Here is a 12,298-nt window from a genome sequence, read left to right as displayed (position 1 = left end):
GATAGACGGCTAGGAAGGCCGTACACGGACGGTGGCCGCGCATCGACTGGCAAGAGCGGACGCCCAGGTTCCTGCCTCAAGGTTAACGCGATATGACGACCGATATGGCATCGGGCTCCCTAACAGGTACCCACAGGTGTATCGGTCAATCCCACGCTCACAGTCGATCGAGCGTGGCGATGTCACGCTCACAGGCCGTCAGCTGTGCGGGACGCTCGGCGACGAGCCTGCGCGCGAGCGCGTCGAGCTCGGTGACACGCCGATCCACGGCCACGGCCCGCGCGGTCGATTCCCGCACCACGTGCTCGGCCAGTTCGGCCTCGATGTCCACGAGCACTCCCGCGACACGCTGTTCGAGCTGGGCTTTGACGTTCACCAATGCCTCGGAGACCCACTGGGCCATGTGGTTGCGTTCGGCGAGCTGGCCGCGGGCGCGCACGACCCAGTAGGCCGCGCCCGCGCCGAGCAGCAGCGTCACCGGAACGCTCGCCACGTCGAGTGTCGGGACCAGCGACAGCGGCGCCACGATCAATCGGCCGAGGCCGACGCCGGCCGACGCGCCGAGGGCGATCATGAGGTGATCTTCGACACCTCGGTGTCTCTTACCGGGATCCGGACCGACTCGCGGCGCCGGATCGCGGCGCCGGGTGGTCGGCGCGGCGGTACCGATCCGGCGCGCCGCCTCGCTGACCCGTGCGTCGATGACGGCGTCGACCGAGACCGATAGTTCACCGGCCGCCTGCTGCAAACGCTGTGGGTAGGCGCGCAGTTCGGCGCGGTCGCAGCGGTCGAGTTCGGCGCGCGATCGGGTGTGTAGCGCGCGCACCATCGCGCCGAGCTCGGTGGTCAGGTCGACGCGGGCGAGCTGCACCTGGCTGCGCACGGCGGCGAGGCCGGTCTGGCGGCCGCCGTCGCGCTCGGCGACCAGTCCGATGCGTTCCTCCCTGATCCGTGCGGTGTCCGTGCCGGAGCGCAGTGCGGTGATCTGTTCGTCGATTCTCGCCCTGGTGTCGGCGAGTACCCGGGTGCGGACGACGGCGCGGCGCTGGGCACCGTCGGCCGGTCCCTTCGCGGTGGCCGCGGCCAGGGTGGCGTGCAGTCCGGCCACGCCGGAGCGATCGAGCAGGGCCGAATCGTCGGTGGCGCGGGCGGCGGCGGCCAGCCGGGCCGAGACGGCGACGATGTCGAGGTCGGTGATGCCACGCGCGGCGAGCAGTTCCAGGTTGCGGTCGCGGGTCGCGCGCCAGTCCTGATAGGCGTGAAAGCCGTTCATGGCGAGCAGGATTCGCTGATCGGCGGCGCGCAGACGGTCGATCAGGGCGAACATGTCGGCGCCGAGGACACTGCCCGCGTCGAACAGGATGAGCGCCGCGGCCGGGTCGTTGCCCACGGTCGGATCGGCCAGGTCGATATGGGGTTCGAAGCGGGCGAGTTCGGTGCGCAGCAGGGTGGTGTTGGCGTCGTCGGGGGCGTAGAAGTCGACGCTGCTGCCCTCCCCCGCGGCGGCCATCGCCCGGAGCAGGGCGCCACCCTGCGGATTCCACCGGTCGATCACCGCGTCCACCGCCTCGGGTAGGACACCGGGGTCGTCGACGGCCGAGCGTTGGCCGGGCGGGACCTCAGAGGCCTGCACTGGACATCCGCTCCCAGGCTCTGACATAGCCGTTGTGAACGCGCAGCGCGGCTCGCCTGGCAGCGGGGGGCATGTCGCTGGACACGACGGCACGCCAGCGGGTGGCGCGGGCGAGCGCCTCGTCGGCGTCGCCGGGCGCGGGTGACGGGTAGCCCGCGGCCAGGTGGGAGACCTGCGGACAGGCCAATCCGGCGCACAGACCGGCCCAGAGCGCCTCGTCTCCGGTGAGATACTGCTCGATCAGTTCTCGCGCGCGGCCACCGTCGCCGGGGACCGCGCGGGCGGCCAGGCGGGTCAGCTCGTCGAGCAGTTCGCCGCCGCGCACTGCTTCCACCTGCTCGTACCGGCGGTGGACCAGCTTGTGCAGCGGATCGATCCCGCTCGCGGAGTGCAGGATCTGGATGATCGCCGACGCGGGCAGATCGGGATCGGCGCGCAGGGCCGACAGCGCGCAGTCCACGCCGTAGAGATCCCAGTTGGCGATCAACCGCCTGCGCGCTTCCTGGTCGGAGCCGACGCCGATGAACAGATCGGCGGCGAGCACCGACGGCACATCGGGGCCGACCGCGAGCCTGCGCAGATCGCTCAGATCCTCGGCGCTCACCGCCCCCGACCTGGTCCTGGCGGCGACCGAGGCGACGATCGGCACGATCGGCAGGCCGAGTTCCTGCGCGTGCCGCTGTGCCGCGGCCACGGCCTCACCCCAGCGCGCGCCCACCGCGTCGGCCTTGTTGAGCACCACCACGCCGCGACCCTGCGGCACGGTCGCGAGCAGACGATAGTCGGCGGCCTGCGGCGCGCCGGCCAGCACGTAGATGACCAGATCGCCGTCGAGGACCGGGTCGGGCAGCTCGGGCTGATCGACCGGCGCGGTCTCCTGCGCCGACAACAAGGCCAGCGCGGCCATCACGGTGGTCCGCCCGCTCAGCGCACGCCCGGTGATCTGGATGTGCAGCGGACGACGACGGCGCGCAGCCGCCGCGGCGAGCTGTTCGGCGATCCCCGGATCACCCCCGCGACCTGCACCTAGAACCGCGATCAGCGCGTCGAGCTGGTCCGCGGGTCGTGTCTGTGCGAATTCAGTGGCTGTCGGCATTGCGCGCACCCCCTTTTCGCAGGGCATTGTGTCAGATCCGCGCCGAGCCGGGGCGGGGCGAACCTTCTGCCGACCTGGGCGGATCAGCGGTCCCCCGAACTCGCCTGCGACGCAGCTGCGCGCATGCTGGACAATGGACGACGTGAACGACGCCGCCAACCACGCCGAGCCGACCAGCCACAAGCTGTCGGAGATGCCGAACGACGCGGGCAGGCGCTCGCTCACCGGCTCCCGGCTGTACCCGCGCGTCACGAGCTTCCGCTCGCGGCGAGGCGCGCTGACGCCGAATCAGCAGACCTCATGGGACCGCACCTGGCCGGTGATCGGGCGCGATGTGTCCAACGATCCGGTCGAAGCCGACGCCTGGTTCGGGCGCGAGGCGCCGCTGGTGATCGAGATCGGTACCGGCACCGGCACGGCGACAGCGGCCATGGCGAAGGCCGAACCGCACCTGAATCTCATCGGCATCGAGGTGTATCAGCCCGGACTTGCCCAGCTGGTCCAGCAGATCGAGCGCGAGGAGATCGAGAACATCCGGTTGCTGCGCGGCGACGCCGTGGATGTCCTGGAGAACATGGTTGCCCCGGAGTCGCTGATCGGTGTTCGGGTGTTCTTCCCCGACCCGTGGCCGAAGGCCCGCCACCACAAGCGCAGGCTGCTCCAGGCGCCGACCTTCGCCCTGATCGCCAGCAGACTCAAGCCCGGCGGCGTGCTGCACGTGGCCACCGACCACGCGGATTACGCCGAGCATATTCTCGAAGTAGGCTCCAAGGAACCGCTGTTCACCGGCCTGAACGACACCACCGGCGGCGACAGCGCCGCCAACCGCACTACCGCGCCGATCGGTTTCGAACGGCCCGTCACCAAGTTCGAAGGCAAAGGCCTGCGTGCCGGTAGCGCCATCAACGAGTTCATATGGGGGAAGATCGACAGATGAGCGTGAGTGAGATCGCCCCCGAGATGCCGGTGCCCGCCCAGGCAGGCTCCGGTTCCGAGGCGTTGAGCGGTTCCGATGTTCGACGCGTCCTGCTGGTCTGGGACGCGCCGAACCTCGACATGGGGCTCGGCGCCATCCTCGGTGGACGTCCCACCGCCGCTTATCGCCCCCGCTTCGACGCCCTCGGCCGCTGGTTGCTGGCCCGCACCGCCGAGATCTCGGTCGCCTCCAAGGGGCGCATCGAGGCCGAGGCCACCGTCTTCACCAATATCGCGCCCGGCACCGCCGACGTGGTCCGCCCGTGGGTGGAAGCGCTGCGCAATGTCGGTTTCGCGGTGTTCGCCAAGCCCAAGATCGACGAAGACTCCGATGTCGACGCCGACATGCTCGCGCACATCGCGACCCGGCAACGCGACGGTGGTCTAGCCGGCATCATGGTCGCCTCGGCCGACGGCCAAGCCTTCCGTGAACCCCTGGAAGCCATCGCGGCCAAGGGAATCCCAGCTCAGGTGCTCGGATTCCGTGAGCACGCGAGTTGGGCGGTCACTTCGGATACCCTCGGGTTCGTCGACCTCGAGGACATCCCCGGCGTGTTCCGCGAACCGCTACCGCGGGTGAGTCTCGAGTCGCTGCCCGACGAGGGCGCTTGGCTGCAGCCGTTCCGGCCGCTGTCTGCGCTACTCACTTCTCGCCCTGGTCAAGGAGTCGCTTAAGTGTTCACCCGCTGGGGCGATCTGGTCTACCGTTTCCGCTTCGCCGTCATCGTTGTCGTCGGTGCGGCGATGTTGGCGCTGGGCGCCTACGGCATGGGGCTCGGCCCTCGACTGAGCCAGAGTGGCTGGTTCGATCCTGGCTCGGAGTCGGTGCAGGGCGCGCAGATCGCCGACGGGTCATACGGGCGCGACCACTTGGCGGACGTGATCGTCATGTACAACGCTCCTGAGGGCAAGACGATCGATGATCCGGAGTTCTCGAAGAAGGTTGTCGACAGCCTGGCCGGGGTCGTCGCCAAATATCCCGATCAGATCGCCAAGATCAACGCCACCTATTGGAAGGTGGGCGACGCGCAGGCCGTGCCCTCTGCGTTCGGGTCCAAGGACAAGAAGCACGCGTTCGCGTCGATCGCCATCGCCGGTGACAACGACACCACCATGATGGCCAATTACCGCACCGTGGCGGACGTCTTCTACATCCCCGGCGTCGACGTGGAGGTCTCGGGCCTGCAGGCCATCGCGGTCACGCTCAACGACACCATCACGCACGACTCCAAGCGGATGGAAGTGCTGGCCATTCCCGCGGTGGCGATCCTGCTGTTCTTCATCTTCGGCGGCATCGTCGCGGCCGCCCTGCCACTGATCATCGGTGGTCTGACCATCCTCGGCGCAACCGGCCTCGTCATGGTGCTGACCAACTTCACCGAGGTCAACTCCTTTGTCACCGGTGTCGTCTCGATGATCGGTCTCGGTCTCGCGATCGACTACGGCCTGTTCATCGTCAGCCGTTTCCGTGAAGAAATAGCCGAGGGCTACAGCACGCGCGCCGCCGTTCGGCGATCGGTGATGACCGCTGGGCGAACAGTCGTGTTCTCCGCGACGATGATCATCGCCAGCCTCGGCGGCATCCTGATCTTCCCGCAGGGCTTCCTGCGGTCCGTCGCCTACGGCACCATCGCCACCGTCTCCCTCGCGGCACTGACGGCGGTGACGATCCTGCCCGCGATGCTGGCCGTGCTCGGCCCGCGCGTCGACATGCTCGGTCTCAAGCGCTTCCGCAAGACCAAGACCGCCGAGCAGGTCGAGAACGGCTTCTGGGGCAATATGACCCGCTGGGTCATGCGGCATCCACTCAAGATCGCCATCCCGATCACGATCGGCCTGCTCCTGCTGATCATCCCGGTCAAGGATCTGTCGTTCGGCGGTATCAACGAGAAGTACCTCCCGCCGGACAATCCGACCCGGTCCGCACTCGAGCACTTCTACGAAGTCTTCCCGCAGAAGAAGACCGACCCGATCCAGCTGGTCTTCGTCTCGGACAACACCAACGCGATCGGCAAGGTCTGGAAGGAAGCCAACCAAGCGCCCGGGCTGGTCGGCCCCTTCGAGGTACCGACAAAGTCGCCGACCAACCCCGAGGTGTTCCGCACCTCGGCGACCCTGCTCGATCCCACAAACAACGCCGAGCCGACGATCGACTACCTGCGCTCGATCGCGGTACCCGACGGCGTCACGATGTATGTCACCGGTCAGCCCGCACTGATGGCCGACAGTATCGATACGCTGCTGAACCTGATGCCGTGGATGATCTTGCTCGTCTTGGTCACCACCACGATCCTGATGTTCTTGACGTTCGGTTCGCTGGTACTGCCGATCAAGGCTGCGTTGATGAGCGCGCTCGGTCTCGGCGCGACTCTCGGCATCCTCACGTGGATCTTCGTCGACGGCAACGGCGCCACCCTTCTGAACTTCACCCCACAGCCGATCAGCGCGCCGGTCTTGATGCTGATCATCGCGATCATCTACGGCTTGTCGACCGACTACGAGGTCTTCCTGCTCTCCCGCATGGTGGAGGCACGCGCCCAAGGCGCGTCGACCACCGAAGCCGTGCGGATCGGCACCGCCCAAACCGGCAGGATCATCACCGCCGCCGCCCTGATTCTGCTGGTGGTGACCGGCGCGTTCGCGTTCTCCGACATGGTGATGATGCAGTACATCGCCTACGGCATGATCGCGGCGCTGTTCATCGACGCCACCATCCTGCGCATGCTGCTCGTCCCGGCGATCATGAAGCTGCTCGGCGACGACTGCTGGTGGGCGCCGAAGTGGATGAAGCGCATCCAGGAGAAGATCGGCCTCGGCGAACCCATCCTCGACGACGAGCGCCCGGAACACGGTGGCGTGGTCGACCTGGTGAAGACCACCCCGATCACCGACCCGCCGACCATGCAGATGACGGCGGTCCCCGACTCCAAGCTGGCCCGCACCCCGCGCAGGCCGCGCACGGTCGCCGAGATCGAGGCCGAGGCCCCGACCCAGCGCATCGACAAGATCACCGACACCGACGAACCCGCCCGTTCGCGCCAGCCGATGTCGCCCGATCCGACGCGTCCTCGCGCCTCGATGTTGTCCTCGGGTGAGCCGACCCGGGAGTTGCCGGTGGTCAAGCCGGGTACGCCGGCGAAAGCCGCTCCGGAGGACACGGCGAAGCAGGAGGACTCCGATCCCGACCTGCCGAAGTATGTTTCCGGCGAGCCGACCCAGGTACTGCCGATCGTGAAGCCGGATGCTCCGAAACCCGTTCAGGGACCTGATGATTCGACCCCGGATACCACCGAGGACGAAGACCGTGGTTATTCGGGGCCGAGCTTCGGCACACCCCCCATCCCCCTCGCCGATCTCGGCGATCCGCGAACCGGCCCCGGCGGCGCCGCTCGCTCGACCAACGGGCGCGGGCGCACGAACGGCACCGCCGAAACCCCCACCGGCCCGTCGATCTCGCGGCCCGGACCGGTCGACAACGGGTCCGGTCTCGATCTGCCCGGCATCGTCACCGGGGTTGCGCCGCGTGGCTCCGAACGCGTACAGCCGCCTTCGGGCTACAACACCTCCGGCGTGATCGGCGAGACTCCGCCGGTGCCCCGGGTGTCGACCCCCGACGAGACCGGCGACAGCGCCGGATTCGGCACCCCCCCTGCCGATTCCCCGCCGCGACCCAGCATTGTGCCCCCGGCCAGGCCGAACACGGCGACACCGCCGCCGCGTGGGATCGTCCCGCCGCAGGCGCCGAGGATCGTGAACACGCCCCCGAACGCGGCACCCCCCGCGCCGCCGAGCGAGACTCCGTCGAGCGGAACTTTCAACGGGTTCAGCCCGGTGACCGCGTCGAACCTCAGGCCGGTCACGCCCGACTCCCCCGCGCCCGATCCGGTCGATGCGGCCCCTTCGGTCTCTCCGGCGGAGCCGAGCCGTCCGTCAGAGCAGAGTCATCCGTTCGAACAGAGCCGTCCTTTCGAGCCGAGCCGTCCGACCGAGCAGAGCCGTCCGTTCGAGCAGAGCCGTCCATTCGAGCAGAGCCGTCCGCCGGAGCAGGCCGATCCCCCTGTGCGCGAGACGGATTCGCGCCCGCACGAAGTCGATACCGCGAGCCCTGACTTCACAGCGGCGCCCGGCGCGCATCGCGCCGAGTCTCACCAGGGCAGTCCGGCTCGTGCGGAAACGGAACCCGAGTCGCCGATCCCGCCGCAGGGCGTCTTCGGCACCGCGGTACCCGTGGAACCGCAGCCGAGCGCCCCGTGGAACAACGGCATGACCGGCCCCGGCACACCACGCGGTTTCACCTCGTCCGACCAGGACAGCGGACCTCGCTTCTCGCCGGTCACCCCGTCCTCGGCCGACGAGGCGAACCGTGATCGTCCTGTCGTCGATTCCTCCGGCGACCGGCCGACTTCGGCTCGACCGGCAGACGTGGTGCGTCCGCAGATCGCGCCGCCCGGATTCACCGAGGTCCGGCCCGAGACCGCGCCTTCACCCCGGCAGCCGGATTCGGCAACTGGCGAAACATCAGCCGCCAGTGGGGAACCGGCCGGCGAGGCCCCGGCGACCGACCAGATCGGTGGCCCCGGTCAGTGGCAGGCGCCTTCCGGTTTCACCGCTGTTCCGACGCCGGCCGCATCGCCTGCGGAGCCTTCCGACGATGCGTCCCCGGATACTCCCGCCGCCGAAACCGATGCCACCGCAGCGGAATCCCCCGCCGATACGCGCAACGAGATCGAGAACTGGATGGCTCAGCTGCGCTCGTCGCGCCGCGGTACGGCCGCGGACGAGGGTCGCCACCACGGCAACGAGGGCCGGACGGTGAGCGTGAACGAACTGCTGCGCCGACGCGAGGACGACTGACGTTCGCAGTGCTGACACGCGACCGGCGGGGCTTTCGAGCCCCGCCGGTTCGTTGTTTCTAGGAGGCCTGGCGCGGTGGTGCTGCCTCGGCGAAGGCACGCGCGTAACGGGTTCCGGTGAGCAGCAACAGGATTCCGACCGCCAGGAACGCGGTGACGCGGACCAGGCCGGACAGTGTCGCCAGATCGAACAGGAACAGTTTCGCCAGTGCGGCCGCGGCGACCAGCAGGCCGGACACCAGGCAGACTTTCGCCACCGCGGGTGAACTGGCGAGACGACGCAAACCGAAGAACAGTGCGCCGGTGGCCACCACCATCCACACGATGGTCGCGAGGCTGTGCCCGACGATGAAACCATCGGCACCGCCGAGAGATACGCCGAGGGACACTGCGGCGACCAGCACGTAGTACAGCCCCGCGATACTCACCGCGATCCACACGCCGGTGACGAGCGCCGGATCGTCGCACCGCGGCAACCGTGGCACGGTCCACGCCACCATCGCCGCCACACCCAACCCGACCATGGCCGCCACTGCCGTCGCGACATCGAGTTCCCGCTCCGCGAGCCCTTGCAGCGCAAGTGTTTCCGGCGTAGCTGTCGCCAGCATGACCAGCCCACCGAGTACCGCGAACGCGATACCGAGTCCGGCGGCCACCCGGGTGCGACTGACGGCGGCCACCGCGAGAAACCCCAGACCGGCCGCGAACAGCGTGGTCGGTAGCAGTCGAGGCTGACCGCTCGTCGCCGCCACGCAGGTCTGCGACAGAGCTACGGCACCGGTCAGTCCCGCCACCAGTGCCGTGTGCCGCGCGATCCGCCACACTGCGACAGGCCGAACATCCTCGGCATCGGGAGCATTCGCGGGGCGGGGAGTCGTCGCGGCGGGGCCCACTCCCCTCAGGCGAGGAATCACCGCGGTGGCCGCGAGGCCGAGCAGGACAGCGGCCAGAGCCGCAGTGATCGAAGCGCTCACCATTCGGTCGAACAGTACGGCGACCGCGAGCACCGGAAGTGCGGTCAGCGCGATCGTGATGCTCGCGGTGATGTCATCGGGCCTGCGCCGCACCGCGAGCAGCGCGCCGACCAGACCGACCACCGCACAGGCGATCGCGGCAACCAGCAGACCCTGCCGCTGCTCGGCCGCGGAGCCGGAGATCGCCCGTTCGATCCCGCTGAACGCCGCCATCCCCAGCACGGCGAGCACCACCGGCAAGGTGCGCGCCACGTGCAGCACCGGCCAAGCTCTGCGCATCTGCACCGGAACGCCTGCCGCCTGCAAGACCACCAGGAACCCGAGCAACATCAGCTCGGTGGTCAGCGCCGGAGACAACACCGCGGCGCCCACCACCACTCCCACGGCCAACGGCTGCGACTGCCACCGCACCGCGACTCCCACCCCGATCAACGCCACCGCCAGCGCCGCCGCGAGCCCGACCTCACCCGGAACCCATCGGTAGTACCCGGTCATCGCGACAACATCGAGATACAACCCAGCGATACCGGTGGCCACCAAGGCGATTCCACCGACACGCCCACCGGGCCGCCCGAAAACGCGCCACCCGAGCCCGACCAGCACCACCGAAAGACCGGCCCCGGCAACGACTCTCGCCACCGGACCGAAGAATCCGGCCTGCGCGGCCAGCACCAGCAGCATCAGCACGCCGACCAAGGTCACCCCGACCCCGGCCACCGCCAGCACCCGCGAAATCACCCCTTCCCGCTGCCACCACGGCACCCGAGGCTCGCGCGCCGGACCCCGCATCGGCATCGGCATCGGCGCGAAGGGTCGACCAGCCGGATGAGTTCCCTGCCCCCACCCGGACCCGACCTGACGCCCCTGCCCCGCGCCCACGGGCACAGCCGTTCCCGGCGCCGGCGCGTAGGTCGCTGTGTGGCCACCACCTACCCACCCCGCCTGACCGAGGTGAGCACCCCGAGGTGGACCGCCGTGACCAGGCCCGAAGCTCGCGAGAGTCGGCGGGCCCGCAACGGGCACAGGCCCCGCAGCAGGCGACCCCGCAACAGATGCAGGCCCCGCAACAGGCGCAGGCCCCACAGCAGCCGCACTCGACGTCGGGGGCACCACCTCGCCCTCGCGCAGCGCTTCTTCGGCCCGCAACTGCGCGGAAAGCACGTCCAGATCGCCCCCCAGCTGACCCATCCGGGCGCCCAGCGCGGTGAACTCCCCCGAGAGCCGCGCTACGAGCGCGGGATCAATAGCGGTACTCATCTCCCCATCGTCGGCGCCCGACACCCGCCGAACATGAGTAGAAACCCCCGTCAGCCCCCGGTTCCTACCCGAATCAGCCCGGGTAGCCCTCGATGTCTGCCCGACTACCCGGGGTCATGACCCCAGAAACCGTCGCCACTGCACCATCAACGGATACTTCGCCGTCACCGACCCGAACCGGATACGCCCGTGCACGACAAGGTGCAGAGGTCCGATCGGCGGCCCCGTACGCACCTTGTTGTTGGCCGAGGACCCCACCAGATCGAGACCGTTGAGGTCGACGGTGGCCGCCGCGGGGACGAGCAACGTGAGGCTCGTGCAGTAGTCGTCGACCTGGATCTCCACGATCTGCGTCTGCATCACCGCCTCGGTGAAGTCCAAGGTCACACCCGACATCAGGTTGTTGAGATGCAGCACCGGCGGCACCTGCCACGGCCCGCGTCGATGCACCCCCGACAAACGGCTGCGGATCGCGCTCGGATTCGACCCGCCGGCCGGAACCGGGATGTGTCGTGGGCGCGGCATAGCGGCGGGCTGCGGTGTGCCCGCCACCCGCATACCGGGCAGGTCGACCAGCACGGCGTTGAGTTCACCGCGGGTCTTGGCGGCCAGCGCGGTGTCCATCCGCTCGGTGAACTCCCCGAGCGACAACATGCCGAGCCCGACGGCACGCTGCAGCAGCTGACCGACATGCTCACGTTCGGCATCGGAAACACGCAGCTCACGGTCGCCGACGGGGCCGGCCGTCGCGGCGCCGGGTACGAAGAGGGATTCAGGACCGCCCATGTCATCGAGGGTAGCCAGCCACACCCGCCGAGCACATCAGGGCAAACCCCTAATCACTGTGGCTACTCGAGCCCCTGCTCGATCGCGTAGCGGGTGAGCTCGACCCGATTCGCGAGCTGCAACTTGCGCAACGTCGCCTGCACGTGGTTCTCCACGGTCCGGTGCGAGAGATTCAATCGAGTAGCGATCTGCTTGGCCGACAACCCTTTGGCCACCATCCGCAGAACCTCCGTCTCCCGCTCGGTCAACGACGGCCGATGCGGCTGATCGGCGGCCGCCGGTGCGGTCGCCATCCGCCGATACTCGCCGAGCACCAACCCGGCCAGCCCGGGCGTGAACACCGGCTGACCAGCGGCAGTGGCCTTGACAGCGTCGATCAGCTCGGCGGCGGACGCGCTCTTCACCAGATATCCGCTGGCCCCGGCCTTGATCGCGTCGAGCACATCGTCGCGCTCGGCCGAGGCCGACAGCACCAGCACCCGACTGTGCGGCGACACCCGCAGCACTTCGGCGGTCGCCGCGGCCCCGTTCCCGTCGGTGAGCTGCATATCCATCAACACCACGTCCGGCTGCACGGCCGCGGCCCGACGGCAGGCCGTGCCGACGCCGTCCGCGGTCGCCAGTACCTCGAAACCGGCTTCGGCGAGATCGCGAGAAACACCCTCACGCCACATCGGATGGTCGTCGACCACCATGACCGTAATCACCGCCATCGCCCAGCTCC

8 protein-coding genes are annotated in these 12,298 nt (G+C 68.9%); 3 read left to right on the top strand and 5 right to left on the bottom strand.

Annotation, left to right across the window (positions count from 1 at the left end):
• Positions 1–157 precede the first annotated feature (157 nt).
• Entirely contained in the window at positions 158–1,633 is a 1,476-nt protein-coding gene (locus ACFULV_RS06845; RefSeq protein WP_378653845.1) for a hypothetical protein, read from the bottom strand.
• Positions 1,620–2,729, bottom strand: coding sequence for a hypothetical protein (locus ACFULV_RS06840; RefSeq protein WP_378635041.1), 1,110 nt, complete (start codon positions 2,727–2,729; stop codon positions 1,620–1,622). Before ACFULV_RS06840 ends, ACFULV_RS06845 begins: the two co-directional genes overlap by 14 nt.
• 133 nt (positions 2,730–2,862) lie before the next feature.
• Here ACFULV_RS06840 and trmB point away from each other — a divergent pair, with 133 nt between their 5' ends.
• The 3 genes from trmB to ACFULV_RS06825 are packed head-to-tail and all read left to right on the top strand — an operon-like array spanning position 2,863 to position 8,558.
• Entirely contained in the window at positions 2,863–3,666 is an 804-nt protein-coding gene (trmB, locus tag ACFULV_RS06835; RefSeq protein WP_378635039.1) for a tRNA (guanosine(46)-N7)-methyltransferase TrmB, read from the top strand.
• Positions 3,663–4,379 carry an NYN domain-containing protein gene (locus ACFULV_RS06830; RefSeq protein ID WP_082844190.1) on the top strand — a complete coding sequence of 239 codons (717 nt, stop codon included), beginning with the start codon at positions 3,663–3,665 and terminating at the stop codon, positions 4,377–4,379. Before trmB ends, ACFULV_RS06830 begins: the two co-directional genes overlap by 4 nt.
• On the top strand, positions 4,380–8,558 hold the full coding sequence (locus tag ACFULV_RS06825; RefSeq protein WP_378653842.1) for an MMPL family transporter: 4,179 nt from the start codon (positions 4,380–4,382) through the stop codon (positions 8,556–8,558). It begins immediately after the preceding gene.
• 58 nt (positions 8,559–8,616) lie between these two features.
• Here the strand turns inward: ACFULV_RS06825 and ACFULV_RS06820 are convergent, their stop codons facing one another.
• The 3 genes from ACFULV_RS06820 to ACFULV_RS06810 all read right to left on the bottom strand — a co-directional run bounded on the left by ACFULV_RS06820 (position 8,617) and on the right by ACFULV_RS06810 (position 12,287).
• Entirely contained in the window at positions 8,617–10,332 is a 1,716-nt protein-coding gene (locus ACFULV_RS06820) for a DUF2339 domain-containing protein (RefSeq protein ID WP_378653839.1), read from the bottom strand.
• 570 nt (positions 10,333–10,902) lie between these two features.
• Positions 10,903–11,574 (bottom strand): DUF1707 domain-containing protein, encoded by a 672-nt coding sequence (locus ACFULV_RS06815; RefSeq protein ID WP_378653837.1) that lies wholly within the window; start codon positions 11,572–11,574, stop codon positions 10,903–10,905.
• 62 nt (positions 11,575–11,636) lie between these two features.
• On the bottom strand, positions 11,637–12,287 hold the full coding sequence (locus ACFULV_RS06810) for a response regulator (protein ID WP_378653834.1): 651 nt from the start codon (positions 12,285–12,287) through the stop codon (positions 11,637–11,639).
• Positions 12,288–12,298: the final 11 nt, after the last annotated feature.

It is taken from the genome of Nocardia sp. NPDC057272, assembly GCF_042668615.1.
Classification (GTDB): domain Bacteria; phylum Actinomycetota; class Actinomycetes; order Mycobacteriales; family Mycobacteriaceae; genus Nocardia.
Note: the sequence above shows the minus strand (reverse complement) of the source record. Positions and strands in the feature narration are given on the sequence as shown.

Excerpts from the sequence above, each read along its gene's own strand:
- ACFULV_RS06840 (WP_378635041.1), bottom strand. The coding sequence starts at position 2,729 with ATGCCGACAGCCACTGAATTCGCACAGACACGACCCGCGGACCAGCTC.
- trmB (WP_378635039.1), top strand. The coding sequence starts at position 2,863 with ATGGACGACGTGAACGACGCCGCCAACCACGCCGAGCCGACCAGCCAC.
- ACFULV_RS06830 (WP_082844190.1), top strand. The coding sequence starts at position 3,663 with ATGAGCGTGAGTGAGATCGCCCCCGAGATGCCGGTGCCCGCCCAGGCA.
- ACFULV_RS06820 (WP_378653839.1), bottom strand. The coding sequence starts at position 10,332 with ATGCCGATGCCGATGCGGGGTCCGGCGCGCGAGCCTCGGGTGCCGTGG.
- ACFULV_RS06815 (WP_378653837.1), bottom strand. The coding sequence starts at position 11,574 with ATGGGCGGTCCTGAATCCCTCTTCGTACCCGGCGCCGCGACGGCCGGC.
- ACFULV_RS06810 (WP_378653834.1), bottom strand. The coding sequence starts at position 12,287 with ATGGCGGTGATTACGGTCATGGTGGTCGACGACCATCCGATGTGGCGT.